A 25895-nucleotide genomic window follows, 5' to 3' on the forward strand; every position below is an offset into this window, starting at 1 on the left:
GGAGGAGAGATGAAGTTGTCGTTGCATGGCGTGTCTGTTTGGTACAGCAATGCCGTCACTCAGTTACGCATCGCCCATGAAACGGGCTTTAGCGGATTAGAAATCCTGCCAGAACATCTGTATCGCTATCTGGATAACGGTGGCAGCTATGCCGCCTACCGCGATTTGATGGCGAAATACAGCATCGAGATTACCTGCATCAATGCACTGAAACGCATTGGTCGCCATCAACCTGAAGCGCGTGCTGAATTGTTGCGCGAAGCGGAAAAAATCTGTCAGGCCGCGGTTGAACTGCGTTGTCCAGTGGTGCAAATCATGGCGCTGACCGAACTTGATCACCTGACTGATGCCGAGCGCGATGCCATCCTGCTGGACAACATCTCCACCATCGCGGATATCGGCAAATCACACGGCATCAAATTCCAGATAGAAGTCGTCGCCTTTACCGCCTTCAATTCGTTGCAACACGCGCTCCACTTAATCAAACAAAGCGGCAAAGAGAACCTTGGCGTCGTGGTGGATTTCTGGCATCTGCATGCGGGCGGCGCTACCACGCCAGCGGAAGTGGCGCGCATGGATAAAGATTTGATTTATGGCGTGCACTTCTGCGATGGCCGCGCAGCCAAACCAGGCGAAGCCTGGGACGAGTGGGTACAGCGTAATTACGCGCCGGGGGAAGGAGAGGTTGATATTTCCGCCTGGGTCGAAGCGGTAAAAGCCACCGGTTACGATGGTGTATGGTCGCCGGAATTATTAAGCCCGCGCAACTGGGAACAGGATCTCTGGGATATTTCCCGTCACTGCTATGAAGACATGAACAAATATATTAATAAAGGTAAATTCAATTAACGGATTTTCCGTGAATAATAATGGCCCTGGCGGCCTGATAAATGACGTGCCGTATTTAAATACTTTCTGCCAAAAATAATAACGAACGTGGATTCGTCGTTGATGCCTGTGCGCTATTTGCATAGTGCATCACCGTGTTTGACAGTTCAGAACGTCGTGCTCTGTAAATAATAATCAGTGGTGTCCATCTTAGATGGAATGATTAAGGGATAAGAAGTATGAACCGAAGAGAAGCGCTCTTTTCGCTCAGTGGCATTGTGGCATCACTCGCCGTTGCGCCGCAGCTGCGCGCTAAAGAGCTACACAATGTTCCACTGGAAACCCAACTCAGCTCCGATCACCTGCCGCAACCGGCATGGCAAAATGGTTATCGGGTGCTCACTAACCCGCTGGATCGGCAGAATTTGGCCGCCATTTTTGATCGCCTCATCCCCGCCGATGATCTCGGCCCATCGGCCAGTGAAGCGGGTGGGATTGAATTCCTCGATAACCAATTAGCGGGTGATTATGGCTCCGGCGCAGCGCTCTATTTGCAGGCGCCGCTACACCCGGAAAATGAAGAAGCCTTAATGGGCAGTCCGCAATTCCTCACGCCACCGAAAGAGCGTTATTTAACCGGCTTAGCTGCATTAGAAAAGTGGGCACAGCAACATCATCAAACCTCTTTCCACACCTTATCAGTTCAGCAGATCGATGACTTCCTGACGAAGATGGAAGACGGAAAAATCGATTTAGGAAAAGACGTTAATAGCCAGGCGCTGTTTGAATTAATGCTGCAAAACGCGCGCGAAAGTTATTTGGCCGATCCGATTTATGGCGGAAATAAAAATATGGCGGGCTGGAAGATGATCGGTTTTCCCGGCGCACGCTATGACTATCGCCCTTATATCGAACGCCGTAACGAAAATCTGGCGCTTATTCCCGTCAGTCTGATTCCTAACGATTAAATAGCCGGAGCTGAGTCAATGTCATTAGTACGAAATAAAGCTGACGTCGTGATCGTCGGCCTGGGTTGGGCCGGTTCGGTGATGGCGGAAGAGCTCACCCGCGCGGGACTGAACGTGGTTGCCATCGAACGCGGTGCCTGGCGCGATACTTCTACCGATTTCCCGGTCGCCATTGATGCCGACGAACTGCGTTTTCATACGCGCCGTAAAATCCTGCAGCCCATGAGCGTGGAAACCACCACCTTCCGCAACCGTAGCGATCAGGTGGCCGCCCCGGTGCGTAACTGGTCAGCGTTTCAGTTTGGCTGGAACGTCGGCGGCGCAGGCACGCACTGGGCGGGGATGTCATGGCGTTTCTCGCCGTGGGATTTTGAAGTGGCAAAGCAAACCCGCGAACGCTATGGCGCAAAAAAGATGCAGGGTTTGCAGCTACAGGACTGGGGCGTAACCTACGACGACATGGCGCCGTTTTACGATCGCTTTGAGCGTATTGCCGGAACATCCGGTATCGCCGGCAATCTCAACGGTCAGCTGCAGAAAGGCGGCAACGTGTTTGAAGGGCCGCGCTCGCGCGACTATCCCACGCCTCCGCTGAAAGATACGCACTGGATGAGCAAATATCGCAAAACTACCGAAAGCATGGGTTATCACCCCTTCACGATCCCTGCCGGTAATCTCTCTCAGGCTTACGTGAATCCACTCGGCATCAGCATGGGCCCGTGCACGTACTGCGGCTTCTGCGACTTCCACGGCTGCGGCAACTTCTCCAAATCCTCACCGCAAGCGTGCATTTTGCCGGTGCTGATGCGTCGTCCAAACTTCACGCTGCTGACCGAAACTGAAGTACTGCACGCCGTGAAGCATGACGATGGCAAAACGGTGAAAGGCGTTAAATTCATCACGCAGGATGGCGTAGAAGGTTTCCAGCCTGCCGATATCGTCTGCATCACCGCCTATCAGATGGATAACGTTCGTCTGATGCTGCTCTCCGGCGTGGGCGAGCAATACGATCCGCTCACTGGCCGCGGCACCATTGGCCGAAACTACAATTACCAAACCTGCTCCACGGTCACCGGATACTTCGATAACGAATATATGAACCCGTTCATCGGTGGCGGTGCGTTAGCAGTGCAGATTGATGACTTTAACGGCGATAACTTCGATCACAGCGAACTCGATTTCATCGGCGGCGCGGGCATCATGGGCTTCTCCACAAACGGCCGTCCGATTCAAAACATGAATAGCTTGCGTCCCGGTACCAAACGTTGGGGCAGCGAGTGGAAAGCGGGCTATAAGCGCGATTACCAAAGTGCTGGCACCATCTTCTGTCAGGGCACCTCAATGCCGATGCGCGAAGCCTATCTCGATCTTGATCCGAACTATAAAGATCGTCACGGCCAACCGCTGATCCGCACCACCTTCGACTGGAACCAGAACGATGTGCGCATGGCGAGATATGTTACCGACCGCGCCATCAACATCATGAAAGAGATGGGCGGGCAGCATTGGGTGGTCGATAACCAGGCAGAGAAGCGCTGGAACCCCTACCAACAGCAAAGCTCACACACCATCGGTGGCGCGGTGATGGGCGCCGATCCTCGCACCTCGGCCCTTAATCCCTATCTACAAAGCTGGGATGCACACAACCTGTTTGTGGTGGGCGCGTCAGCCTTCCCTAACAACGGTGGTTACAACCCAACTATCACCGTGGGTGCGCTGGCGGTTCGCGCCGCGCAGGCAATTCACCAGAAGTACATCAATAACCCGGCACCGCTGGTGGGGGCGTAATCATGGCGAAAGCAAAGAAGATAACCTACACGCTCGCCGCGCTGGCGGTGCTGACTGGCATTGGGGCAACAGGCAGATTATGGGTGGTGTTGGACAGTGCCCGCTCCAATGTGGCCGACGATAAGGTGCAGTTGGCCGATTTTCACAGCAATGATTCTGCTGCCATCAAGCGCGGTGAATATGTGATGCGACTCGCGGACTGCGCCGCCTGCCACAATGCCAACTTCTCCGGCGGCTACAAGATTGACACGCCGTTTGGCGCGCTGAAAACCTCGAACATTTCGCCGGATCGCGCAACAGGAATCGGCAAAATGACCGAGCGCGACTTCTTCAACGCGGTGCGTCAGGGGCGCGGCGAACATGGCTTCCTCTATCCGGCGATGCCATACACCGCTTACACCCAGATGAGCGATGGCGATATGCACGATCTTTGGGCCTATTTTTCGGTGCAAAAACCGGTGAACAACGCCGTAGATGAAAATGCGGGCATGAACTTCCCGTATAACATTCGCCTGGCGATGGCAGGCTGGAACCTGTTGTTTTTTGATAACAACGCGTTTAAACCGCAAACCACGCAGAACGACGAATGGAATCGCGGCAAATACATTGTGGATGGTCCCGCGCACTGCAGCGTTTGCCACACCGCGCGTAACGCGCTGGGCGGCGAGATTGCGAGCCAATATCTACAAGGCGGCAATCTGGGCAGCTGGTACGCACCGGATATCACGCCAAATCCACATGCAGGCATTGGCAAATGGAGCGATGCGCAAATCGCCAACTACCTGAAAACCGGCTCTAACGGCGAGAGCGTGGCGGCAGGCCCAATGGCGGAAGCAGTTGAGCACTCAACGCAGTATTTTAACGATCGCGATCTGCAATCCATCGCCACCTATCTGCGCAGTTTACCGGCGTCTTCCACGCTGCAAGCCGCTGGATTTGTCATGGATAAAAGCCGTTACGATCAAGCCGCTCGGCGTTATGAAGTGGATTGCTCTGCCTGCCACGGTTTGGCCGGTGAGGGTATCACCGGCATGGTACCTGCCTTTGCTGGCAATGGTGCGATGCAAAACGATCCCACCAACATGATTCATGCGCTGCTGGATGGCGCGCGGGCGCCGCACACCGAAGGCCGCCCAACGTCCGCAGGCATGCCGTCATTTTCCTGGAAGCTTAACGATCAGGAGATGGCCGACGTGCTCAACTACGTAAGGAATTCGTGGGGCAATCAGGGCGCAGAAGTGAAAGCCAGCCAGGTTGCGGAAGTGCGTAAAGTCACCGGCGCGGGCGATAAGTTGAAGGTGCCGGCGATGAAATAAATGTCATTATTTTCATCACATGCTGAAGCGGCGCGATTTATCGCATAATGCTCGCCAGTTAAGTCATGAAAAACCCTCATTACCGAGAGCACTATCGTAGCGGCGCAATTCATTGCGCGATAAATCGCGCCGCTACGAAAAGTGCAGTAATTTGATACGGTGCTTAACCGATCGGCATTACGCCATTCATGGTGCCGCTTCACACGGGATCATTAGCGCAGCAGCTGGGTGATTCCCCACAGCGCTAACGCATGATCCTCTTCTGACGGTAACCCACTAATAGTGACGGCGCCGATGATCGCGCCCTGCGACGTCAGCAGCGGGAAAGAACCGCCGTGATCGGTATAATCTTGCTGACGGATATGACGCTGCTCTGCCATACGTTCGCCCTTCTGCTCATTCACAAGCCCCACATACATCGACGAGTGGCCGGTCAACAGCACGGTGTTACGCTTGCGCCGCATCCATACCAGGTTTTCCGGCGTTGATCCCGGCAGCGCAGCCAGAAACAGCACCTGACCAAAGGCGTAGACTTCGATAGCAACAGGCGCGTTATCCTCACGAGCGCGCTGCTGAATGCTTTGCCCAATTTGCCACGCCAAATCAAAATCAAACTGCGGTAAACGGTGCTCAGCTTCCTGCTGTAATAGGATTTCCAGAGACGGGAGCGATGACATGATAGATTCCTCTCAATTTGAAATAAAAATTCCATATTTTATACCATGGAAAATATCTTTCGCACATGGTGAAGTTCTCAGTTCATTCGCCGTTTACGGGAAGCGCTGCCCTCTCTCAACCCCGAGAGAGGGCATTGGCTGTTCAACCATTACCCAGAAGCCTCACAGAATTTTGCGCCGCTGATTGACGCGCTGCGCACAAATCACCATTATCCTGGCCACGATTTACTGCACGGAGCGTCAAGGTGTCGGAACTCAGTAATGCATTGCTTGAAGAGATTGTGAGCGAAGTTCGTCCATTAACGCAGCAGGGTAAAGTGGCGGATTATATTCCGGCATTGGCAGAGGTCGATGCTGACCACCTCGGCATTGCCATTTGCACGCCCGATGGACGCTGTTTCCAGGCGGGTGATGCAACGACACGCTTTTCAATTCAGTCGATCTCTAAAGTGCTATCACTCAGCGTGGCGCTCACCTTGTATGAAGATGGCGAGATCTGGCAACGCGTGGGAAAAGAGCCCTCCGGGCAGGCGTTTAATTCACTGGTGCAGCTGGAGCTGGAACAGGGTAAACCGCGCAATCCGTTTATTAATGCCGGTGCGCTGGTGATGTGCGACCTGCTGGAAAGCCGCCTCACCGCACCGCGTCAGCGCATGCTGGAAATTGTGCGCCGTCTGGCGCAGCAAAATGACATCAATTACGATCGCGCTGTAGCGCGTTCCGAATACGAACACTCAGCGCGCAACGCGGCGATTGCCTGGCTGATGAAATCGTTCGGCAATTTTCATAACGATGTCAGCAAAGTGATGGAAACCTACTTCCACTACTGCTCGCTGGCGATGAACTGCGAAGAGTTAGCGCGCACCTTCCTCTATCTTGCCAACCATGGCCGCACCCAGGATGGAGAATCGGCGGTGATTTCGCCGCGTCAGGCGCGGCAGGTGAATGCATTGATGATGACCAGCGGCATGTATGATGGCGCCGGAGAATTTGCCTGGCGCGTCGGAATGCCGGCCAAATCTGGCGTCGGTGGCGGCATTGTGGCCGTGATTCCCGGCGATATGAGTATCGCCGTCTGGTCGCCCGCGCTGGATCATTCGGGCAATTCATTAGCCGGTACCGCGCTGCTGGAGAAACTCACCGAGCGGCTGGGAAGATCGATTTTTTAATTGTTCTGATTAATGCGACCCAAAGAATGAGCGCAACTGGTTTACCTGCAATGCTATTTTTATGGCCCCGCCCATAATGTTTCCGCGTTGTTCTTATCAGGTTGCACTAAAGTTAAAAGCTCCGCTTCATTAAGTGACTTTTTTCAAAAGGTGCGAATTTTTTCTAAAATAGGCTGAGTTTTTTTAACCCATCAACGGCAATCGCGTTACACTTCCGCCTCATTTACGGAATTATCCACTCGCTACCATGACGTTTTCACATCACTTCCGCCAACGTTTGACTGCCTGCGTCGCCATTGTGGCGGTGCTGCTGCTGTTCGTCGCGCCGATTGTGTCGAAAACCCTGATGGAACGTCACAGTCAGATGATGGCGATGCCGCAGCACAGCATGATGGATAGCTCAATGAGCCACCACGAGATGATGGCGGACATGCCGATGCCGGGCATGAGCCATCACATGATGGATGACGGCGAGTTTGCCTGTGGCTATTGTGACCTGCTGGTGCACGTGCCGCTGTTGATGTGGGTATTCATTCCGTTTATCTGGTTAATTCTGGTGATTTCGCGCGCGCCGCCGCTGCCTCACGTGGTTGCGCCGATCGTGCGTCGCTTCAGCACTATTCATCGCCCGCGCGCACCTCCCGCACTTCTTCCCTGCTGATCTTATTCACTACGGTGCACGCTCTGCTTGTGCGTTGCGCTAACACCATTTCTTTTTGGAAGGAAGACGGCTTTGTCTGCTGCTCACTCTGCAGCACCGCGCGGCGCGGTGCTAAATTTGCTACGTCGCTTACATTTTTATATTGGCCTGTTTGTCGCCCCATTTATCTTTGTGGCGGCACTCAGCGGGACACTTTATGTACTCACGCCTCAGCTGGAAAACCTGATTTATGCCGATGCGCTTACCGCTGAACCTCAGGGCAATGCACAGCCGCTGTCAGCTCAAATCAGCGCGGCACGCGCCTATGCGGGTGAAAACCAGCATATTTATGCGGTGCGCCCGGCTCCGGATGCCACGGATACCACCCGCGTGCAATTCAGCGATCCCGCGCTCGGTGCCTCACAATCTCGCGCAATTTTTATCGATCCCTACAGCCTCAAGGTAAAGGGCGATATGCCGGTATACGGCACCAGCGGTGTATTACCGCTGCGCACTACGCTTGACCTGCTGCACAGCAGCTTGCTGCTTGGCGATTTTGGTCGCAACTACAGCGAACTGGCGGCGTCCTGGTTATGGATAGCCTCACTTGGTGGCGTGGTGCTATGGCTGGGAACACGTCCGAAACGTAAGCTGAAGCAGCCGCGCAAGGGCTTCGCGTTCAGTCGCCACTGGCACGTCACGCTCGGTTTGACGTTGGTGGTGGGTTTGGTGTTTTTCTCGATCACCGGCCTGACGTGGTCGCAATGGGCGGGCGGTAATATCGACCGCATGCGTACCGAACTGAACTGGTTAACGCCGCAGGTGAACACCTCACTCAACAGCGAGGCACCAGCAGCTCCCGCCAATCCCCATGCCGACCACATGCCGGATATGGATATGTCGGACATGAGTATGCCGATGTCAGCGATGACCAAACCTGCGGCCGCAGCAGCAAAACCGATGCCGAATAATGCCGCCGACAGCGATTGGGATCGCGTGCTGAATGCAGCACGGCAGGATGGGCTGAGCGCATCGAAACTCGAACTGCGCCAGCCGAAAAGCGTGGATAAAGCCTGGGCGGTGACGGAAATAGATCGCAGCTGGCCAACGCGGGTGGATGCTGTTTCAGTCAATCCACAGGATTTCAGCGTGGTGGATCACGTCTATTTTGACCGTTTCCCGCTGGTAGCAAAGTTAACGCGCTGGGGCGTGGATGCGCACATGGGCGTATTGTTCGGTTTGCCGAATCAGCTACTGCTGGCCTTCTTTGGCCTTGGTTTATGCAGCATGATTGGTTTCGGTTATCGCATGTGGTGGATCCGTCGACCCAGGGATGTCGATGCCAGTCCGGCACAAACACTGACCGAAACCTGGGTGGCATTACCGCACTACGCCAAAGGAGCGTGGCTGATGCTGGCATTGGCGCTGGGCTATGCTCTGCCGCTGATGGGCGCGAGTTTGCTGGCATTTTTAGGGGTGGATATCCTGCGCTGGCGTAAGCAACAGCGAGCGCCATTGGATGAGGCGGCGCTACTGGCGTCGCAGCAATCGCCACTCGGCATTATTCGCGCGCGTTTTGCGGTGAAACGGAAAGAGATGCGTTACTTCCTGCGCGGTTTGTTTATCCTCGCGCTGATTGTCGGCACGGTAATGAGCAACGCGATTATCGGCGGCGTGATCGATCAATACGGCATCCCATTCAGCCACTGGTCGCTAACCATGTATATCACGCAGGGCTTTATGATCGCGTTGTATACCACGGTGTTTACCGCATTAACCTCCATTCCGCTATGGTACTTCTTCCTCGGCGAAAAGGATGATTCGCGGGGATAACTGCAGTCTATGAAACGGTGCGCATACATGCGCACCTAATATCACAGGGTCGGCATTGCTGCCGACCTGGTCATCCGAGTTTAGAAATCAGCTTTCAACACTACGCGGTAATTGGCTTTACCGGCGCGTACGTGCTCCAGCGCGTCGTTGATTTTCGACATTGGGAACTCTTCAACATGCGGGGCGATATCCGCACGTGATGCCAGTTTCATCAGCGAGCGAAGCTGCCCAGGTGAACCGGTGGAGGAACCTGTCACCGCGCGATCGCCCATAATCAGGCTGAAAGCGGGTACTTCAAACGGTTTCATCACCGCTCCCACAGTATGGAATTTGCCGTGCGGTGCCAGCGCCTGGAAGTATGGCTGCCAATCAAGATCTACCGCTACGGTGCTGATAATCAGATCAAACTGTCCAGCTAGCGCGTTCAGCGCCTGGGGATCGCGGCTGTTTACCACGCGGTCGGCGCCCATCGCCTTAATCGACTCGGTTTTGCTGGCGTTGGAGCTAAAGGCCGTCACTTCGGCGCCCATTGCACGCAGCAGCTTAATCGCCATGTGGCCTAAACCACCGATACCAATGACACCCACGCGGCTGGTAGCAGTAACGTGATGCATCAGCAGAGGTTTAAACACCGTGATGCCGCCGCAGAGCAGCGGGCCCGCAGAGGTGAAATCCAACGCTTCCGGCAGCGGGATCACCCATTGCCAGTCAGCACGCAGATGGCTGGCGAAACCGCCTTTATTCATGATGGTTGGCACAGAACCGTTTTCGCAGTTAACGTGCTCGCCATTAATGCAGGCATTACAGTGCTGACAGCTTTTTGCCGTCCAGCCAATCCCCACACGCTGGCCCACTTTCAAACCTTTGTTTTGTGCCGCGTCGCCTAAGGCGCTAATGCGACCAATCACTTCATGGCCTGCAATCACAGGAAACGAAGAAATACCCCATTCATTATCGATCATCGAAAGATCTGAGTGGCAAACGCCACAGTAATCGACCTCAACCTGCACTTCTTCCGCAGCCAGTGGACCGGCCTCATACTCGTAAGGCACCAGCGCCTCGCCGGCGTTTAAGGCGGCATAACTTTTGATTTTCATTACTGTCCTCTGTATCAGCGTTTTTGACAGAGCAAGTCTAGCAGAGCGCTATTCACCGCTATGGCCATAATTCCGCCACTTAACCGCTTTACCGCGATGTCCGAGATGAAAAGCATTCAGGGTTAAAGCCGATCGTGATTAAGCGGCGTGCGGTACGCAACGCGCGCCTCTTCAATTAACTGGCTAGCGGTGACCGTGGGCGGCAATCGCATCAACACTTTGCTGGCTTGCCAGTAACACAGCACCATGGCTTCATCTGATTCGCTTTCCGCCATCTCCATGAGGCGACTGCGCAGGGTGGGCACGTCTATCGTTTGCTGCTCATCCATCATTTCAGTAATGGTTTCGATAAGTACCTGATGAATAATTTTCCAGGAGATATTGGCAAACACATTGAACCTCGATGCTTAACGTTCGGCTCCAGGCAAATGAATCAAAATGCCGCGGATGCGGCAGGCTTATAAGCGTGAAACAGGATTAACTATAGCCGCTTATTTTCTGAGCAACCCCGCTGGAGCCTCTACTTTCTTGTAGCTTGCGGATCTATAAAACGATTTTTTTGCTTCGTTCGAATGGCCTTGTAACAAAAAAGCACAAGCTGGCGCTGGCTGTCCGCGCAGTGCTTTGCCAAAGTAAGGCCACGTCTAGTCACATAACAGGGAATTACGATGAGCCAATCCACTGCATTACATGCCGATCCGTTGGTTTGGGGCCACGGTCCAAAGGTGTTTGAAGCGTTTCTGGAACCCACCTGCCCGTTTTCCGTGCGCGCGTTTAATAAGTTTGATGCGCTGCTGCGGCTGGTGGGTGAAGATAAAATGACGTTAAAGATCCGTTTGCAGTCGCAGCCGTGGCATATGTATTCCGGTGTAATAGTGCGTTATATCCTGGCTGCCTCGACCTTACCGGAAGGTAAAGCAGCTGCAAAAAAAGTGCTGCAGGCAGTCGCCGATCATCGTGAAGAGTTTGAGTTTACCGATCACAGCCATGGCCCAAATATGGACGCCACGCCAAACCAGATTCTCGATCGCCTGGAGCAGTACAGCGGTGTGAATGCACGCGAACCTTTCCTGCGTGCCGAGCTGCAAAACGAGATCAAATGGCACAGTAAATATTCGCGTCAGAACGGCATTCACGTATCGCCTACCTTTATCACCAACGGTTTAGTTCAGTTGGATATCGGCAGCGGTGATGACATCGAATCCTGGGCCAAACGTATCCTCGCCTGACTCCTGTGGCCTGCGACGGCAGGCCTTTAGTATGATTTCGCAATAGATTTTCCCTTGCACTACGAAGGCGATTTCCGATAATCGCTATCTACCTAATTATATAGCGAGAAAGGGAATGCGATTCACACACCTCACCGTGCTGCTGCTCACCGCTGGCGCGGGCTTGAGTTTGCATGCTCAAGCCAATACCGATATTCGCGTCACTTATGCCGGCTCCATGGGCAAAGTCATGGATCAAGCTTTAGGTCCAGCCTTTGCTAAAGAGAGCGGTGGCAAGTACGAAGGCCAGGGACAGGGCGCATATGGTATGGCGCGCTTGCTGGCGAGCAAAAAAATTACCGCCGATGTATTCGTATCCATCACGCCCGGCCCAATGCAGATCCTGAAAGATGCCGGCTTAATTGACGATGCGGTTCCCGTCGCGAGCACCAGCATGGTGGTGGCGTACAGCCCGAAAGGTCAATATGCGCAGCAGTTTGCTCAGGCAAAAGGTAGCGATGCCAGCTGGCTGAAAGTGCTGGCAACACCGGGTATCAAGTTTGGTCGCACCGATCCGATCAACGATCCTAAAGGTCAGAACATTATCTTCACCCTGCTGCTGGCGGAGAAGTATTACCAGCAGCCGGGCATCGCCGATAAAATTATGGGCGGCTATCAAAACCCGGCGCAAACCCATCTCGAAGGCGGCCTGTTGACGCGTTTGGAAAGCGGTCAGGTTGATGCCGCAGCCGGTTATGAGAGCGAAGTGATCTCCGCGCATCTGCCTTATGTGGCGTTGCCCGACGAGATAAATCTGAGTAATCCCGCGATGGCGAAACAGTGGTATGACACGGTGAGCTTTAGCGTGAAAGACAGCGAGGGCAAAGACAAAGTGTTGCATACGCAGCCGCTGGTCTACTATGCGGCCGTGTTGAAAAATGCCCCACACGGCAGTGCGGCCGGCAAAGCCTTTGTTGATTTCATGCTCAGCCCGTCAGGCCAGGCGTTATTTAAACAGAATGGATACGCCGTACCAAAAGGCGGTTCAATTTACCCGTAATGAAAATCCGTCACGCTACCGCGCTGTGGCTGTCACTGCCGGCACTGCTGTTGCTGGCGGTGCCGTTTCTCACGCTGATTGGCGTCACCCACTGGCAGCACCTGCAACTCGCGTGGGGTGATGGCAGTGCGATTGTGACCTCGCTAGGTTTAGGAGCCATCGCGCTGCTGCTGATTTTTATCAGTGGCTTGCCGGTGGCATGGTGGCTGTCGCAGGCCCGGGGACAGGCACGGTTGATGGTTGAACTGCTGGTGATGATTCCGCTTCTGACGCCGCCGCTGGCGATGGGGATTTTATTGGTCAGCGCCTACGGGCCTTACAGCGTGCCAGGCGAGTTGCTGAGCAAGTTTGGCTGGACGCTGGTCAACAATCCTGCCGCCTTTGTTCTCGCGCAGTGGTATGGCGCACTCCCCTATTTCATTACCAGCGCTCGCTCGGCATTTGCCGGCGTGCCGATGGATATTCTGGAGGCGGGCCGCACGCTAGGTGCTTCACCGTGGCAACGTTTCTGGCGCTTGTCGATACCGCTCGCCGCGCCGGGATTGGCCTCAGCCAGCGCGCTGGCGTGGGCACGCGCCATGGGTGAGTTTGGCATTGTGATGATCTTTGCCTATTTCCCTCAGGGGATGCCGGTGCAGCTCTATAATAATCTGCAAAACAACGGGATTGATGCGGTGTATGTGCTGCTGTGGCTGTTGCTGCTGTTTACCTTGCCAGTGCCGCTAATCAGCTTTGCGCTGTCACGCCGCGTATAAGGTGGTCACTGATGACGTAATGCCGATCGGTTAAGCCACGGTTTGTGCTTCTGCTCGGTGCGCATTAATGCGCACCCTACTGTATTCCAGTGTGTAGATTGTAGGGTCGCCATTGATGGCGTAACGCCGATCGGTTAAGCCACGGTTTGTGCTTCTGCTCGGTGCGCATTAATGCGCACCCTACTGTATTCCAGTGCGTAGATTGTAGGGTCGCCATTGATGGCGTAACGCCGATCGGTTAAGCCACGGTTTGTGCTTCTGCTCGGTGCGCATTAATGCGCACCCTACTGTATTCCAGTGCGTAGATTGTAGGGTCGCCATTGATGGCGTAACGCCGATCGGTTAAGCCACGGTTTGTGCTTCTGCTCGGTGCGCATTAATGCGCACCCTACTGTATTCCAGTGCGTAGGTTGTAGGGTCGCCACTGATGGCGTAATGCAGATCGGTTAAGCCACGGTTTGTGCTTCTGCTCGGTGCGCATTAATGCGCACCCTACTGAATTCCAATGCGTAGGTTGTAGGGTCGCCACTGATGGCGTAACGCCGATCGGTTAAGCCACGGTTGTGCTTCTGCTCGGTGCGCATTAATGCGCACCCTACTGTATTCCAGTGCGTAGGTTGTAGGGTCGCCACTGATGGCGTAACGCCGATCGGTTAAGTCACGGTTTGTGCTTTTGTTCGGTGTGCATTAATGCGCACCCTACTGTATTCCAGTGCGTAGATTGTAGGGTCGCCATTGATGGCGACCTGGTGCCGATTACTGAATCGCTTTCAACGCATCCATCGCACAGGCTTCATCCAGATTTCCGCCCGGCGCGCCGCCGATGCCAATCGCACCAATCACCTGTTCACCGCTTTTCACCGGCACGCCGCCTGCCAATAGCAGGAAGCCAGGAACGTCACGCATATTCTGCGCGCCCGCATTGCTCTGCGCGGTTTCCATCACTTTCCCGCTGAGGTTTTTGGTGCTCAGCGCGGTATACGCTTTCATCTGGCTGGCTTCGACGGTGTGCGGACCGGCGTTATCCATGCGCTGTACGGCTTTAACCAGCCCGGCGCGATCCACCACGGTGACGGTAACGTTATAGTGTTTCGCCGCACACGACTGAATTGCTGCGCTAGCGATCTTCTGCGCATCCGCCAGTGAAAGGTTGGATTCGGTTAATGCAGCGTGACTGCCGAAAGAAACAACGGCCGCCACAGCGGCGATGAGAGAAAGGCGCATGTTCATGTGTCACTCCTGTTTAATAGTGAGTGACACTGTAATCCGCAGGCAGGAAAAGAAATATTCGGGCGATTACGCGTTCGGCCAGGTAGTTATACCTGGTTCAACTGCTGCCAGGCGTGAATCAGTTGCGCGAGATTATTGAGCTCCAGCTTAGCAAACACTGCGGCACGGTGCGCCTCAACGGTACGCGGCGACAGCGATAAATCGCGCGCGATCGCTTTGCTGGTGTGACCGGCAATCATCAGCTGCATGACTTCACTTTCACGTGCGGAAAGCAAGGCAAAGCGCGCCTGCAGCCCCTGCTGCGACTGCCAGCGATCGGCACGCTGCTGGCTTTCATTCATCGCCTGATGAAGCGTTTCCAGTAACGGTTCGATGTCCAGCGGTTTGGTATAAAACTCAAACGCTCCCTGGCGAAACGCGCGGCGACAGGCATCGATTGTCCCGTGGCCTGTCATAATAATCACAGGCAACAGCGGGTGGCGATAGCCCTGCTCCGCCAGCCAACTCAGTCCGCTAATCCCCGGCATCCGCACGTCCAACAGCAAACAACCGCGCAGCGGTTCACGCGATTGTGTGGCTGCTTCAAACGCGGCTAGGTCGGCAAAATCTTCCACCTCATAATCCAGCGCTTTCAGCAGAAAACCGAGCGATTCACGCACGGATAAATCATCATCCACTAACCAAACCTTCGCGCTCATTCCGTTACTCCGCCAGTTGGAAAATTAAGGTTATTTCCGCGCCGCCCTCAGCGCGATTCGCCAGCCTGAGCTGACCATTCATGCGTAACATCAGGCTCTCTACCAGCGTCATGCCTAATCCCATGCTATTGGCGCGTGAGCTGTAAAACGGCATGCAGGCCTGCGCCAATCCTTCCGCAGAAAAACCTGGGCCGTTATCGCTGATGGTGATCTTGATGCCGTGCGGAGCATGCTCCGAAACAATTTTTACCCCTGCTTCAGCGCGGCCTTGCTGCATATATATCGCGTTCTGAAGCACATTGTGGAATACCTGTTCCAGCCATTGAGGATCGCTCATTACCTGCACCTGATGGTGCTGGAATTGCTGATGCAGCGCGACATTGCCCTCTTCCAGTTCTTGTTGCAGCAATAGCGTCACCCGGCGCCATACCGCTTCCGGGTTGACGGCACTCATCGTCACCGGACGTTCACTGACAATATCGCGAAAGCGCTGTAGCAAGCCGGCGAGACGCTCGGTTTGCAGGCTCATGGCGTTAAGCGCTTGCGGAAGATTCTCGTATTTGCCCTGCTTTAACAGCAGCTGACTGCTGTGCAGCCAGGTGTTAATCGCGGTCAGCGGCTGGTTGATTTCATGAATAATGCCCGCGGTAAATTCTCCCAGCGCTTCGCGACGTGAACGTTGAAAATATTCAGCGCGCAGGCGCATTGCCACATGCTGGCGCCAGTGTCGCAGCAGCCATCCGCCAAGTGCACCGATCGCCAGCCACACCAGCAGCGCCAGCACAAAAGGCAGCAGGTGCAAAGCTCGCCAGTCAGGATTCGCACTCCCTTTCAGTAAGAAAGGTTGATAGTGATTGATAAACGGCCGCTGCCACTGCCAGCGGGCAATCTCAGAATAGGCCGCCGCCTGAATGGCGGGCTGCGCATGGATATGGAACGCAAGCGCGAGCGCGACATCCGGCGTTTGCAAGGCAAAATGCAAATCCACCAGCATGCGGATCTGCCGATAAGGATTGTAAAGCCAGTAGCGTCCGCCGCTCACCTCTTCAAAGCGCGGCGCGGTAAGCGGACGATTAACGGTATGCTCCAGCAGAACAATCTGCGGGAATTTTGTTTGCAGATCGGCAAGCTTTTCATCGCCAGTGAGCAGCGGCAACAGCGTTTCGTTCTGCGTTTGATAGGCAGCCAGGCGATTAAACTGCTGATGAAAATGCGCTTCCGCCGCACGCTGCTGCTGCAAAATTTGATCGGCAAACAGCGCTATCAAGGTGATCAGCACAAGCAGGAGCCAGGCCAGCCAATACCTTTTCATCCATGGGCGGTAAGTGTGAGGCATAATTTTCCGTCGCTCGACAATGAAAAAACCCTCCGTTGAGAGGAGGGCGATTTTTCCACACTTTGCTTGGGAAAACCATTAGCACTATTCTGGTTAGCTGTTGCGCTGCAAGTGACTCGTGACAAAGGCGCGACAGCGTGCAGACAGGGGATCGCTAAACACCTGCTGCGGCGAACCGGCTTCCTCAATCTTGCCCTGATGCAGGAACACCGCTTTATTCGACACATCGCGCGCGAAACCCATTTCATGGGTCACGATAATCATGGTGCGCCCCTCCTCCGCCAGGCTGCGAATGACGCGCAGCACTTCGCCCACCAGCTCCGGATCCAGCGCCGACGTTGGCTCATCAAACAGAATCGCTTTCGGCTGCTGCGCCAGCGCACGCGCAATGGCTACACGCTGTTGCTGACCGCCAGAAAGCTGCGACGGCCAGGCGTTGCGTTTTTCATACAGACCCACTTTGTGCAGCAGCGCTTCAGCCTCTTCTATCGCCTCTTTGCTGCTGCGCTTTTGCACATGCACGGGCGCTTCGATGATGTTCTGCAACACCGTTTTATGCGGCCACAGGTTAAAGCTCTGGAAGACAAAACCCAGCTGCATACGCATCAGTTTAATGCGGCGTTGCTGCTCGCGGCTCAGTTTCTCATCGGCGTTGTCGATGGTGACCACTTCGTCACCCACCGCTATTTCTCCGCCCTGCGGCACCTCCAGAAACGGGATGCAACGCAGCAAGGTACTTTTGCCCGAACCACTGGCTCCAATCAGTGATATCACATCGCCATCCTGCGCCGTCAGGCTGATGTCATGCAGCACTTCATGCCCGCTATAACTTTTTCTGAGATGGCTCAGGGCGATAGTGGGTTTGCTCATGGACGTGCTCCAACGTGATAAGGGGACAAACGGCGCTCCAGCAGCGCCACGGCTTTACTCACCAGCACGGTCAGCAGCAGATAGATAATTGCCGCGCTGATAAAGACCTCCAGCGCGCGAAACGTCTCAGAGACGATCGAATCGGCAATGCCGGTCATCTCCATCAGGCTAATGGTACTCACCAGCGACGTGGATTTGATCATCGAGATAATTTCGTTGCTGTAAGCCGGGAGTGCCTGACGCACCGCCAGCGGCAGCGTGATACGGCGCAGTGTGGTAAAGCGCGACATGCCGCTCACCTTCGCGGCTTCCAGCGACTGCACGCTTACCGCATTCAGGCCACCGCGCAGAATCTCTGAGGTGTAGGCTGCATCATTAAGCACCAGCGCAATCAAGCCGCACCAGTAAGGATCGCGCAGCAGTGGCCACAGTACGCTTTCACGCACCGCCGGCAAACTGCCAAGGCCATAATAAATCATGAAAATCTGAATCAGCAGCGGCGTACCGCGAAATACCCAGACGTAGAAACGCGTCACGTAGCTGCCAAGCCGATGTTGTCGCAGCAGGTTAAGCAGCAGCGCCAGTATGCCGCCGCCGAGCAGGGATAGCAGCGCCAGGTTGAGCGTCAGCGGCAGGCCACGCAGCAATGCCGCTAGCGTGTTTTGCAGAAAAGTAATGTCCATTGTGGCTCCTTACAACCGCGCGCGTTGTTGGCCGCGCATGGCCACTTTTTCCACATAGCGGAAAACAAAGTCAGAACAGGTGGTGATAATCAGGTAGATCACCGCTCCCACGCTGTAGAAGAAAAACGGCATCTGGGTGGAGTTCGACGCGGTGGAAATCTGATTCATGGTTTCCACCAGACCGGTCACCGACACCAGCGCCGACTCTTTGATCACCGACTGCCACTGATTGCCCATGCCCGGCAGCGCGGTTTTCAGCGCCTGCGGCACAATCATGCGGCGGAACAGCATCAGGCGGCCCATCCCCGTCACCGTAGCGGCTTCCAGCGTACCTTTCGGTATGGCATAAAATGCCCCGCGGAATACGCTACTTTGATAAGCGCCGGAAATCAGACCGATGGCGATGGCGCCGGCGACAAAACCGTTCACATCGAACGGACCTTGCAGCCCGAGGCTTTCCCCTACGAACGACACCACCTGACGTCCACCAAAGTAAAACAGGTAGATCACCAGCAGTTCCGGTACGCCGCGAAACAGCGTGATGTAGCCACTAGCGAGGCGCTGTTGCCAACGCGCGCCACCAATCTGCATCCAGCACAGCAGGCTGCCAAGGATCGCCCCCAGAACCCATGCACACAATGAAACGGTGACGGTCACCGTGGCGGCGTTAAGCAACACGCCGCCCCAACCTTCGTCACCAAACCCTAAGAGTTGCCAATCAATAGCCATAAGCGCCTGAAATTACTCCGCTGGTGCGACGTTTTCGCCGAACCATTTTTCAGACAGCTGCTTCAGCGTGCCATCTTTGATCATTGAATTTAATGCGCTATCCAGTGCGGCTTTTAGCTCAGGATTGTTTTTCTGAATCGCAATCGCCGACCCCTGGCCCAACACGCCGCCTGAGAAGCCATAACCGGTGCTGTTCACGGTATCTGCATGTTTTTTCACATAGGCATTCAGGTTGGTGCGTGATGCCATCACCGCATCAACGCGGCCGTTAAGCAGATCGGCGAAGGTTTCCGGGCCGGCCTGATAGGTACGAATCGTCGCCACATCGGCCAGATATTTGTTAAGGAAGTCAGCCTGGATGGTGGCAACCTGCACCGCGATGGTTTTGCCTTTGAATTTCGCTTTCAGCGCGTCAATGGATTTGGTCATGCCCGCTTCGTCATTCGCCAATACCACTTCGCCATTGCCCGGCAGCGTATCAACCGCACTGCCCTTCAGGGTAACGAAACCCGAAATACTCACGGTGTATTGGCGGGAGAAATCCACCACTTCTTCACGCTTTGGCGTGACGGTCACGGCATCGATTACCGCGTCATATTTACCGTCGACCAAACCTGGAATCATACCGGACCATTTCTGCGCCACGATTTCGTATTTAAAACCGGCGCGCTTAGCGATTTCCGCCACCATATCCGGTTCATAACCAACGATTTTGCCGCCTGGCGTAGATTGGTTAAACGGCGGATAAGCGGCTTCGGTAGCAAATTTCACCGTGCCAAAATCTTTGGCTTGCACCAGCGCGGAAGAGGCAAGCAGCAACATGCCCACAGAGGCGGTAAACAGTCCTTTACGCATCATCATAAAACCTCAGAGTTCGTTATTTTAAGAGAGTAAATCAATGGCTAAACGGGCTAGCGCCTGCGTGCCGGCATGGATGCTGCGCTCGTCGGGTTGATAATCCGAATTGTGCAGATGATCGTCGCGCCCTGGCGCGCCGGAGCCAATGTGGATCTGACAGCCGGGCACGCGCTCGGTAAACAGTGAAAAATCTTCGGCACCAAAGCTGGCGCTCGGTTTAGCAACGATCGCTTTACCAAACTGATGCGACAAAATCAGTTCCAACGCGTCGATTAACCCATCGTCGTTCATTAACGGCGGTACGCCGCGCTGATAATTGACCTCAACGCGCACATTCAACGACAGCGCCACACCGGCGCAGATGCGCTTAAACGCTTCTTCGATATGCGCCCGCGCGGCTGGCGATTTGGCGCGTACCGTGCCCTGCAGTAGGCAGCTATCAGAAATAATATTGTGGGTGGTGCCGCCATGAATGTGGCCAATGGTCAGCACCGCCGAATTGGCCGGATCGAGTTCGCGTGAAATGATGGTTTGCAACTGGCTGACCAGGTTCACCGCCGCAATGATCGGATCGGTGCCCATATGCGGACGGGCGGCATGAGTCGATTTACCGTGCACCACCACATCAAATTCGTCGCTGGATGCGGTGCTGGCACCACGCGTCAGGCCAATTTCGCCCGCGGCCAGCTCCGGTTTGTTGTGCAGGGTGATGGCGAGATCGACGCCGTCCGCCGCGCCATCGGCGATCATCGCTTCGGCACCGCTTTCTGGCGTCTCTTCCGCTGGCTGGAAAATTAACCGCAGGGTGCCATGCAGTTGTGCACGGTAGTACGGCACAATCGCCGCCACACCCAGCAGGGTCGCGGTATGAATATCATGCCCGCAGGCGTGCATTTTGCCCGGATACTGGCTGCTGAACGACAGGCCGGTTTGTTCGTGGATCGGCAAGGCATCCATATCAGCGCGTAACAGTACGGTTTTACCGGGATGCGCGCCCACGATATCCACCATGACACCGGTTCTGCCGACGCCCGTCTTTGGCACCAGTCCAAGGCGCAGCAGTTCCTGCTCAACGAGCGTGGCGGTACGCTGGGTATCAAAACCCAGCTCCGGATGCGCATGGATATCACGACGAATGGCGATGAGATGCGCCTGCATGCTTTCGCTTTTGGCGCTGATGTCCCTGGCTAAAACATCTTTATGATCGGTCATGTTTGCGGAGATCTTTCTCAGGCGTAAACCTGGCCTTTATGGCATTTTTATTAAAATTGATTCCGTATTTATTCACAGCACCCGGCAGAATGCAACGCACAATGCTTATTGTTACTTACTGAATTTGCGCACTATTTTTCTAATCCACTGCTCTGGCAGGATAAAAACTCACTTCTGCATCATTAAGCAGTTATAACATTCATGATCCAGCGCGGATCATCAGTTTTACTGATTTCGTTATTGAACAAAAATCAACCGTGAACCTGCGTTAAAAGCCAGTCACGCACCGCTTGCACCGTCGCAGGCTCACGTGGGCGTTTTGGCCACACCAAATACCAACCCGCATCTATCGTCATTTGCGTGCCAAACGCTACGACCAATCGCCCGCTCGCTATATCGTTCTGCACAAAATGTGGGCTGGTGAGCGCGATACCTTGCCCGCCGATCGCCGCTTCGAGCGCCAGTGCCGTTTGATTGAAGCGCAGATGATGCTGATGATGCAGCGACTCATGGGGGAAGATGAATGAGAGAAATGCGGGCCAAAGGTGATGACCATCATGCAATAACGCATAGCGCAGGCAATGATTGATCTCGGCAGGATCACCCAACTCGGCAAGCAGCGTGGGGCTTACGACCGCCAGCACCGTTTGGCTGAAAAGCATACGGGCATCAAGACCGGCGCCGAACGGTGGCCGGCCATAGCGCACTGCTAAATCGACACCTTCATGATGAAACTGTACCAAACGTTCGGAAGCCAGCACGCGTAGATCGATATCCGGCCAGGCAGCGGTAAAATCCGGTAAGCGCGGCAGCATCCAGCGGCTGGCAAAGGTTGGCGTTACGCTGAGAGTTAAACGGTTCGGTTCAGGGCGCAGCGTGCGCGTAGCTTCATCAATTAATTCAAATGCCTGGCGGATACTCACGGCATAACCCGCCCCCGCGCTGGTCAAGGCCAGCGTGCGTGGTAATCGATCAAACAGTTTCAATTCGAGGCTGGCTTCCAACCCGCGAATTTGTTGTGCCACCGCGCCTTGCGTCACGCCTAATTCTTCCGCCGCCAAACGAAAATTGAGATGGCGCGTTACCGCTTCAAAGACCTTCAACGCATTCAGCGGAGGTAGCGCGCTAAATCCCTGGTTCATCCTGTAGTTTTCCTATCGTCAACTGGCAAAAAGAGTGGCTCTCTGCGGTCGAAATTAGCACTTATACTGGGTTTAAGCGATGTTGACTTATAAGGAAGAGATACTATGACAGTAGAAAAAGTTGCAGTTATCGTTGCTGGCGGCAGCGGCATGGGCGCAGCAGCGGCTGAGAAGCTGGCGAGCGAAGGCTACAAAGTGGCAATCCTCTCCTCTTCCGGAAAAGGTGAAGCGCTAGCAAAGCAATTAGGTGGTTTGGGCGTGACGGGTTCTAACCAGTCGGTAGATGATTTGCAAAAGCTGGTGGATCAAACGCTGGCGCGCTGGGGCCGTATCGATGTGCTGGTGAACAGTGCGGGTCATGGTCCTCGTGCGCCGATTCTGCAATTAAGCGATGAGGATTGGCAGCGCGGCATGGAGACCTATTTCCTCAATGTGGTACGGGCCGCGCGGCTGGTGACGCCGATCATGCAGAAACAAGGCGGCGGCAGCATCATCAATATCTCTTCGGCGTGGACGTTTGAGCCTACCGATATGTTCCCCACGTCGGCCGTTTTCCGCGCGGGTTTAGCCTCGTTCACTAAAATTTTCGCAGATACCTACGCGGCAGATAATATTCGCATCAACAATGTGCTTCCGGGATGGATTGATAGCCTGCCGAAAACCGATGAGCGCCGTAACAGCGTACCTTTACAACGCTATGGCACTTCTGAAGAGGTGGCTGCGACCATCGCCTTCCTCGCTTCGCCGGGTGCCGCCTACATTACGGCGCAAAATATTCGCGTTGATGGCGGCGTGACGCGCAACGTCTGATCAGCAGCATGTCTCGTAAAGCCGCCAGAGATCCTCACCTTATGGCGGCTTTGCCGTTTTACCCTCAAAAAGCAAGACGGGTCTCGTCGCTCTTACGCCTTACAAACGGTCAGAATGTTCACGTTCGCGGACGCTATTACCCTAATTTCGCCCGCCAATCTCTCTATTGATATTCTGAAGTGAGGCCACTATGCATCCTATTTTACGTTCACAATTATCCAGACTTTTTGCCGCTGAGCGCCGCCGGGTGTGGCAATGGATGCTGACGGGTTGTGGCCTGTTTTGGATTCTCGTGGTGGTTGCGGTGATGAGCATTCGTTAAGTCAGTGTGCCTGTAGCCTGCCGGACAAATGCTCCGGCGGTAACAGCTCAAAAGCCCGCTTCATTTCCCGCGCCTCCTCCGCCGGACTACGTCCAAACATCCGTTTAAACTCCCGATTAAACTGCGAATCACTTTCATATCCTACCCGCGCCGCAGCGCCAGCGGCCGTCAGATTGTCGCGAATCATCATCAGACGCGCCTGATGCAAACGCAGCGATTTAACATATTGAATCGGCGATGTTTGTGTCACAGTTTTGAAATGCAGATGGAAACGCGGCACGCTCATGCCAGCTTCCTTTGCCAGAGAAGGCACATCCAGCGGCTGACGCCAGTCGGCATGAATCCGCTGCAAAGCACGGGCAACCCGGCCAAAATGGCCCTGATAGGTTAATGCCGCGCGCACCGCGCCGCCCTGTTCGCCCATCAACACGCGAAAACAGATCTCTTCCACCCGTGCGGGTCCTAACACCTTGGCCTCAAGCGGATCGCTCAATGCTTCGAGCAAGCGCAGCGTGCTTTGGGCTAACGCCCGATCGATAGGCGTAGAAATGATGCTCGCTGGTGCAGCAGTAATGGCTGTTTGCCCGTGAGCTAATTGCGCCACCAACCGCGCCACCATCGCAACATCCAAACGAATAGCAATGCCCAGCAATGGTTCTTCGGAAGTGGCTTCCGTCTCCGCAGAAAACGGCAGAGGTACCGACAGCACCAGATAATGTTGCGCATCGTAGCGATACATTTTATCGGCGAGAAAGGCGCGTTTCGATCCCTGGCAAATGATGATGATACTCGGTTCATACAGCACCGGCGTGCGCGCCCATTGCCGATCGGTACGCATAAAGCGCACGCTGTCCAGCAGTGATTCGGTATAGCCTTCCTGACGTGCCAGCTGACTAAGTAATGCGCAGGTTTGCTGTTGAACGGTACGCGACATGATCACTATTCCTGTGAGAGATTCAGGCAAAGGATAGCGTTTAAAATCAGCGATGCGCAACGACGGCGAGATAATCAGGCAAACATGCGCCACAATCCGGTCTGTTGTGCCTGGCGTGATGCATCGACAATAACCTCGTCAACTCAACGAGGAATACGTCATGACCCAACGCAATCCAAAAGTTATTATTTTAACCGGCGCCAGCAGCGGTATTGGCGAAGGCATTGCGCGCCATCTGGCACAGCTTGGTCATCAGCTCGTGCTCGGCGCGCGCCGCACCGACCGTCTTTCTACGCTGTGCGAAGAGCTCCGCTTTTCTGGCGCCAGCGTGGATTATTTAGCCACCGATGTCACGCAGCGCGCTGATACACAACAGCTGGCCGATTTTGCCCTGGCGAAATATGGCCGCATTGATGTGATGATCAACAACGCGGGCGTGATGCCGCTGTCGCCGATGAGTTCAATGAAGGTTGAGGAGTGGGACTTGATGCTGGACGTCAATATTCGCGGCGTGCTTTATGGTATCGCGGCGGTGCTGCCCACCCTACAGGCGCAGCAGTATGGCCACATTATTAATATCGCTTCCGTCGGTGCGCTAACCGTTTCGCCGACCGCTGCAGTCTACTGCGCCACCAAGTTCGCGGTGCGCGCCATTTCCGATGGCTTACGCCAGGAATCACCACAGCTGCGCGTGACGGTGATTAATCCCGGCGTGGTGGAATCTGAACTGGCTGACACCATCACCGATAGCGTGGCGCAGGAAGCCATGAAGCGTTATCGCCAGATTGCACTCAAACCCGAAGCGATTGCCAAAGCGGTGAGCTGGGCCATCGATCAACCTGGCGACGTTGATACCAGTGAAATCACCGTACGCCCCAAAGCCAGCGCCCATTAACCTGCAAAGCCGTGGCGATTTCAGGCTGAAATCCGTAAAAATCGCTGCGGCGTCTCCCCCATCAAACGGCGAAACATGGAGATAAATGCGCTGGGGCTTTGGTAGCCCAGCTGATTGGCGATACGAACGACCGTTTGCCCCTGCGCCAATTGCACCAGTGCCTCGGATAATCGTAACTGCTGCCGCCACTGCGTAAAGGTGATGCCGGTTTGATCGCGGAACAAACGTGCCAACGTGCGTGAACTCGCGCCGACGCGCTGTCCCCATGCTTCCAGCGTATCGCTGCTGGCCGGCGCTTGCAGTAGCTGCTGGCAAATACTCAGCAAACGGCGATCGCTGGGCAGTGGCAAATTACACACCGGGCCTGCCGGTGCGCGACGAATCTCATCCAGTAATAGCGGCATGATTAACTCTACGCGCGCCGCCTCGGGCTGCGCCTGCTGCTCATTCTCCAGCAGCGTTTGCATCAGCGCCTGCAGCAGCGGCGAAATCATCATGCTATGTGTCTGCGGCCAAAAGGCGCGCGCCAGTTTGGGATCAAGGTACAAACTCAGGCTGCGAATATCACTTAATGCCATTAAGGCGTGCGGAATAGTCCCCGGTAGCCACAGCGCACGGCCCGGCGTTAACGTCCATGATGCGGTCTGCGTTTGTACTCGCATCACTCCTTGAAAACAGAGTATCAGCTGCGCGACTTCATGCGCGTGCCAGCGCTCCTCACGTCCAGCGTGGTAATGCATCTCGCGCGTGGCGACTAAAGGCTGCGGCGGGAGCGCTTCCGCCTGCGTTAATTTCTGCAACACCATCTCATCCAATCCCGTTAGATTGCCGATTGAT

Annotated in this window: 27 protein-coding genes; 13 read left to right on the forward strand and 14 right to left on the reverse strand. The window is 54.8% G+C overall.

Annotated features, from left to right (window positions below; translation table 11 throughout):
* Positions 1–9: 9 nt before the first annotated feature.
* From AC07WB_RS22665 to AC07WB_RS22680, 4 genes are all read left to right on the forward strand, one after another.
* Positions 10–849 (forward strand): sugar phosphate isomerase/epimerase family protein, encoded by an 840-nt coding sequence (locus tag AC07WB_RS22665; RefSeq protein ID WP_494941412.1) that lies wholly within the window; start codon positions 10–12, stop codon positions 847–849.
* 218 nt (positions 850–1067) lie between these two features.
* The gene (locus AC07WB_RS22670; protein ID WP_400457376.1) at positions 1068–1796 is read left to right on the forward strand and encodes a gluconate 2-dehydrogenase subunit 3 family protein; all 729 of its coding nucleotides are present in this window, start codon (positions 1068–1070) and stop codon (positions 1794–1796) included.
* 18 nt (positions 1797–1814) lie between these two features.
* Positions 1815–3584 (forward strand): GMC family oxidoreductase, encoded by a 1770-nt coding sequence (locus tag AC07WB_RS22675; RefSeq protein ID WP_494941413.1) that lies wholly within the window; start codon positions 1815–1817, stop codon positions 3582–3584.
* 2 nt (positions 3585–3586) lie between these two features.
* Positions 3587–4900: a c-type cytochrome gene (locus AC07WB_RS22680; protein WP_494941414.1), complete on the forward strand. Its 1314-nt coding sequence runs from the start codon at positions 3587–3589 to the stop codon at positions 4898–4900.
* 212 nt (positions 4901–5112) lie between these two features.
* Here AC07WB_RS22680 and AC07WB_RS22685 read toward each other — a convergent pair whose 3' ends face one another.
* Positions 5113–5577, reverse strand: coding sequence for a heme-degrading domain-containing protein (locus AC07WB_RS22685; RefSeq protein ID WP_494941415.1), 465 nt, complete (start codon positions 5575–5577; stop codon positions 5113–5115).
* A gap of 245 nt (positions 5578–5822) precedes the next feature.
* Between AC07WB_RS22685 and glsB the strand changes: the two genes are divergently transcribed.
* The 3 genes from glsB (at position 5823) to AC07WB_RS22700 (ending at position 9219) form a co-directional block, all read left to right on the forward strand.
* Positions 5823–6746, forward strand: coding sequence for a glutaminase B (gene glsB / locus AC07WB_RS22690; protein ID WP_097098181.1), 924 nt, complete (start codon positions 5823–5825; stop codon positions 6744–6746).
* Positions 6747–6993: 247 nt separating this feature from the next.
* Entirely contained in the window at positions 6994–7407 is a 414-nt protein-coding gene (locus tag AC07WB_RS22695; RefSeq protein ID WP_097098182.1) for a DUF2946 domain-containing protein, read from the forward strand.
* Positions 7408–7479: 72 nt separating this feature from the next.
* Positions 7480–9219: a DUF2534 family protein gene (locus tag AC07WB_RS22700; protein WP_494941416.1), complete on the forward strand. Its 1740-nt coding sequence runs from the start codon at positions 7480–7482 to the stop codon at positions 9217–9219.
* A gap of 80 nt (positions 9220–9299) precedes the next feature.
* On the opposite strand, the gene ahr is transcribed toward AC07WB_RS22700, so the two are convergent.
* Together ahr and AC07WB_RS22710 are read right to left on the reverse strand one after the other, a co-directional pair.
* The gene (gene ahr / locus AC07WB_RS22705) at positions 9300–10316 is read right to left on the reverse strand and encodes an NADPH-dependent aldehyde reductase Ahr (RefSeq protein WP_097098184.1); all 1017 of its coding nucleotides are present in this window, start codon (positions 10314–10316) and stop codon (positions 9300–9302) included.
* Between the two features lie 122 nt (positions 10317–10438).
* Complete coding sequence (locus AC07WB_RS22710) at positions 10439–10708, reverse strand: hypothetical protein (protein ID WP_097098185.1); 270 nt, start codon at positions 10706–10708, stop codon at positions 10439–10441.
* 276 nt (positions 10709–10984) lie between these two features.
* On the opposite strand from AC07WB_RS22710, the gene AC07WB_RS22715 reads away from it, so the two are divergent.
* The 3 genes from AC07WB_RS22715 to AC07WB_RS22725 all read left to right on the forward strand — a co-directional run bounded on the left by AC07WB_RS22715 (position 10985) and on the right by AC07WB_RS22725 (position 13339).
* Positions 10985–11545, forward strand: coding sequence for a thioredoxin (locus AC07WB_RS22715; protein ID WP_097098186.1), 561 nt, complete (start codon positions 10985–10987; stop codon positions 11543–11545).
* A 115-nt stretch (positions 11546–11660) separates the two neighbouring features.
* A complete protein-coding gene (locus tag AC07WB_RS22720) occupies positions 11661–12584 on the forward strand; it encodes an extracellular solute-binding protein (RefSeq protein WP_494941417.1) in 924 nt (307 codons plus the stop codon).
* The gene (locus tag AC07WB_RS22725; protein ID WP_494941418.1) at positions 12584–13339 is read left to right on the forward strand and encodes a molybdate ABC transporter permease subunit; all 756 of its coding nucleotides are present in this window, start codon (positions 12584–12586) and stop codon (positions 13337–13339) included. The genes AC07WB_RS22720 and AC07WB_RS22725 overlap by 1 nt, the downstream gene beginning before the upstream one ends.
* A gap of 756 nt (positions 13340–14095) precedes the next feature.
* On the opposite strand, the gene AC07WB_RS22730 is transcribed toward AC07WB_RS22725, so the two are convergent.
* The 9 genes from AC07WB_RS22730 to AC07WB_RS22770 all read right to left on the reverse strand — a co-directional run bounded on the left by AC07WB_RS22730 (position 14096) and on the right by AC07WB_RS22770 (position 22097).
* Positions 14096–14569 carry a GlcG/HbpS family heme-binding protein gene (locus AC07WB_RS22730; protein ID WP_494941419.1) on the reverse strand — a complete coding sequence of 158 codons (474 nt, stop codon included), beginning with the start codon at positions 14567–14569 and terminating at the stop codon, positions 14096–14098.
* A gap of 86 nt (positions 14570–14655) precedes the next feature.
* Positions 14656–15267: a response regulator transcription factor gene (locus AC07WB_RS22735; RefSeq protein WP_494941420.1), complete on the reverse strand. Its 612-nt coding sequence runs from the start codon at positions 15265–15267 to the stop codon at positions 14656–14658.
* 4 nt (positions 15268–15271) lie between these two features.
* Positions 15272–16603 carry a sensor histidine kinase gene (locus tag AC07WB_RS22740; RefSeq protein WP_494941421.1) on the reverse strand — a complete coding sequence of 444 codons (1332 nt, stop codon included), beginning with the start codon at positions 16601–16603 and terminating at the stop codon, positions 15272–15274.
* Positions 16604–16696: 93 nt separating this feature from the next.
* Entirely contained in the window at positions 16697–17473 is a 777-nt protein-coding gene (locus AC07WB_RS22745; protein ID WP_097098192.1) for an ABC transporter ATP-binding protein, read from the reverse strand.
* Positions 17470–18156, reverse strand: coding sequence for an ABC transporter permease (locus AC07WB_RS22750; protein WP_345830347.1), 687 nt, complete (start codon positions 18154–18156; stop codon positions 17470–17472). Before AC07WB_RS22750 ends, AC07WB_RS22745 begins: the two co-directional genes overlap by 4 nt.
* A 9-nt stretch (positions 18157–18165) precedes the next feature.
* Positions 18166–18885 (reverse strand): ABC transporter permease, encoded by a 720-nt coding sequence (locus AC07WB_RS22755; RefSeq protein WP_097098194.1) that lies wholly within the window; start codon positions 18883–18885, stop codon positions 18166–18168.
* Positions 18886–18897: 12 nt separating this feature from the next.
* A complete protein-coding gene (locus AC07WB_RS22760; protein WP_176519240.1) occupies positions 18898–19746 on the reverse strand; it encodes a transporter substrate-binding domain-containing protein in 849 nt (282 codons plus the stop codon).
* Between the two features lie 21 nt (positions 19747–19767).
* A complete protein-coding gene (locus AC07WB_RS22765) occupies positions 19768–20955 on the reverse strand; it encodes a M20 metallopeptidase family protein (protein ID WP_494941422.1) in 1188 nt (395 codons plus the stop codon).
* A gap of 251 nt (positions 20956–21206) precedes the next feature.
* A complete protein-coding gene (locus AC07WB_RS22770) occupies positions 21207–22097 on the reverse strand; it encodes a LysR substrate-binding domain-containing protein (protein WP_345830343.1) in 891 nt (296 codons plus the stop codon).
* 105 nt (positions 22098–22202) lie between these two features.
* Between AC07WB_RS22770 and AC07WB_RS22775 the strand changes: the two genes are divergently transcribed.
* The gene (locus AC07WB_RS22775) at positions 22203–22907 is read left to right on the forward strand and encodes an SDR family oxidoreductase (protein WP_097098198.1); all 705 of its coding nucleotides are present in this window, start codon (positions 22203–22205) and stop codon (positions 22905–22907) included.
* A 190-nt stretch (positions 22908–23097) separates the two neighbouring features.
* Positions 23098–23229, forward strand: coding sequence for a hypothetical protein (locus tag AC07WB_RS22780; protein ID WP_494941423.1), 132 nt, complete (start codon positions 23098–23100; stop codon positions 23227–23229).
* 1 nt (position 23230) lies between these two features.
* Here AC07WB_RS22780 and AC07WB_RS22785 read toward each other — a convergent pair whose 3' ends face one another.
* Positions 23231–24163, reverse strand: coding sequence for an AraC family transcriptional regulator (locus tag AC07WB_RS22785; RefSeq protein WP_494941424.1), 933 nt, complete (start codon positions 24161–24163; stop codon positions 23231–23233).
* A 160-nt stretch (positions 24164–24323) separates the two neighbouring features.
* Between AC07WB_RS22785 and AC07WB_RS22790 the strand changes: the two genes are divergently transcribed.
* Complete coding sequence (locus AC07WB_RS22790) at positions 24324–25058, forward strand: SDR family oxidoreductase (protein WP_494941425.1); 735 nt, start codon at positions 24324–24326, stop codon at positions 25056–25058.
* Positions 25059–25078: 20 nt separating this feature from the next.
* On the opposite strand, the gene AC07WB_RS22795 is transcribed toward AC07WB_RS22790, so the two are convergent.
* A complete protein-coding gene (locus AC07WB_RS22795) occupies positions 25079–25864 on the reverse strand; it encodes an AraC family transcriptional regulator (RefSeq protein WP_494941426.1) in 786 nt (261 codons plus the stop codon).
* Positions 25865–25895 lie beyond the last annotated feature (31 nt).

It is taken from the genome of Pantoea sp. GW821-FHT03E06, from assembly GCF_059420725.1.

What these genes read in the sequence shown, in the direction of transcription:
- AC07WB_RS22665 (WP_494941412.1), top strand. Translation starts at nt 10, where the DNA reads ATGAAGTTGTCGTTGCATGGCGTGTCTGTTTGGTACAGCAATGCCGTC.
- AC07WB_RS22670 (WP_400457376.1), top strand. Translation starts at nt 1,068, where the DNA reads ATGAACCGAAGAGAAGCGCTCTTTTCGCTCAGTGGCATTGTGGCATCA.
- AC07WB_RS22675 (WP_494941413.1), top strand. Translation starts at nt 1,815, where the DNA reads ATGTCATTAGTACGAAATAAAGCTGACGTCGTGATCGTCGGCCTGGGT.
- AC07WB_RS22680 (WP_494941414.1), top strand. Translation starts at nt 3,587, where the DNA reads ATGGCGAAAGCAAAGAAGATAACCTACACGCTCGCCGCGCTGGCGGTG.
- AC07WB_RS22685 (WP_494941415.1), bottom strand. Translation starts at nt 5,577, where the DNA reads ATGTCATCGCTCCCGTCTCTGGAAATCCTATTACAGCAGGAAGCTGAG.
- AC07WB_RS22695 (WP_097098182.1), top strand. Translation starts at nt 6,994, where the DNA reads ATGACGTTTTCACATCACTTCCGCCAACGTTTGACTGCCTGCGTCGCC.
- ahr (WP_097098184.1), bottom strand. Translation starts at nt 10,316, where the DNA reads ATGAAAATCAAAAGTTATGCCGCCTTAAACGCCGGCGAGGCGCTGGTG.
- AC07WB_RS22715 (WP_097098186.1), top strand. Translation starts at nt 10,985, where the DNA reads ATGAGCCAATCCACTGCATTACATGCCGATCCGTTGGTTTGGGGCCAC.
- AC07WB_RS22720 (WP_494941417.1), top strand. Translation starts at nt 11,661, where the DNA reads ATGCGATTCACACACCTCACCGTGCTGCTGCTCACCGCTGGCGCGGGC.
- AC07WB_RS22725 (WP_494941418.1), top strand. Translation starts at nt 12,584, where the DNA reads ATGAAAATCCGTCACGCTACCGCGCTGTGGCTGTCACTGCCGGCACTG.
- AC07WB_RS22730 (WP_494941419.1), bottom strand. Translation starts at nt 14,569, where the DNA reads ATGAACATGCGCCTTTCTCTCATCGCCGCTGTGGCGGCCGTTGTTTCT.
- AC07WB_RS22735 (WP_494941420.1), bottom strand. Translation starts at nt 15,267, where the DNA reads ATGAGCGCGAAGGTTTGGTTAGTGGATGATGATTTATCCGTGCGTGAA.
- AC07WB_RS22740 (WP_494941421.1), bottom strand. Translation starts at nt 16,603, where the DNA reads ATGCCTCACACTTACCGCCCATGGATGAAAAGGTATTGGCTGGCCTGG.
- AC07WB_RS22745 (WP_097098192.1), bottom strand. Translation starts at nt 17,473, where the DNA reads ATGAGCAAACCCACTATCGCCCTGAGCCATCTCAGAAAAAGTTATAGC.
- AC07WB_RS22750 (WP_345830347.1), bottom strand. Translation starts at nt 18,156, where the DNA reads ATGGACATTACTTTTCTGCAAAACACGCTAGCGGCATTGCTGCGTGGC.
- AC07WB_RS22755 (WP_097098194.1), bottom strand. Translation starts at nt 18,885, where the DNA reads ATGGCTATTGATTGGCAACTCTTAGGGTTTGGTGACGAAGGTTGGGGC.
- AC07WB_RS22760 (WP_176519240.1), bottom strand. Translation starts at nt 19,746, where the DNA reads ATGATGATGCGTAAAGGACTGTTTACCGCCTCTGTGGGCATGTTGCTG.
- AC07WB_RS22765 (WP_494941422.1), bottom strand. Translation starts at nt 20,955, where the DNA reads ATGACCGATCATAAAGATGTTTTAGCCAGGGACATCAGCGCCAAAAGC.
- AC07WB_RS22770 (WP_345830343.1), bottom strand. Translation starts at nt 22,097, where the DNA reads ATGAACCAGGGATTTAGCGCGCTACCTCCGCTGAATGCGTTGAAGGTC.
- AC07WB_RS22775 (WP_097098198.1), top strand. Translation starts at nt 22,203, where the DNA reads ATGACAGTAGAAAAAGTTGCAGTTATCGTTGCTGGCGGCAGCGGCATG.
- AC07WB_RS22780 (WP_494941423.1), top strand. Translation starts at nt 23,098, where the DNA reads ATGCATCCTATTTTACGTTCACAATTATCCAGACTTTTTGCCGCTGAG.
- AC07WB_RS22785 (WP_494941424.1), bottom strand. Translation starts at nt 24,163, where the DNA reads ATGTCGCGTACCGTTCAACAGCAAACCTGCGCATTACTTAGTCAGCTG.
- AC07WB_RS22790 (WP_494941425.1), top strand. Translation starts at nt 24,324, where the DNA reads ATGACCCAACGCAATCCAAAAGTTATTATTTTAACCGGCGCCAGCAGC.
- AC07WB_RS22795 (WP_494941426.1), bottom strand. Translation starts at nt 25,864, where the DNA reads ATGGTGTTGCAGAAATTAACGCAGGCGGAAGCGCTCCCGCCGCAGCCT.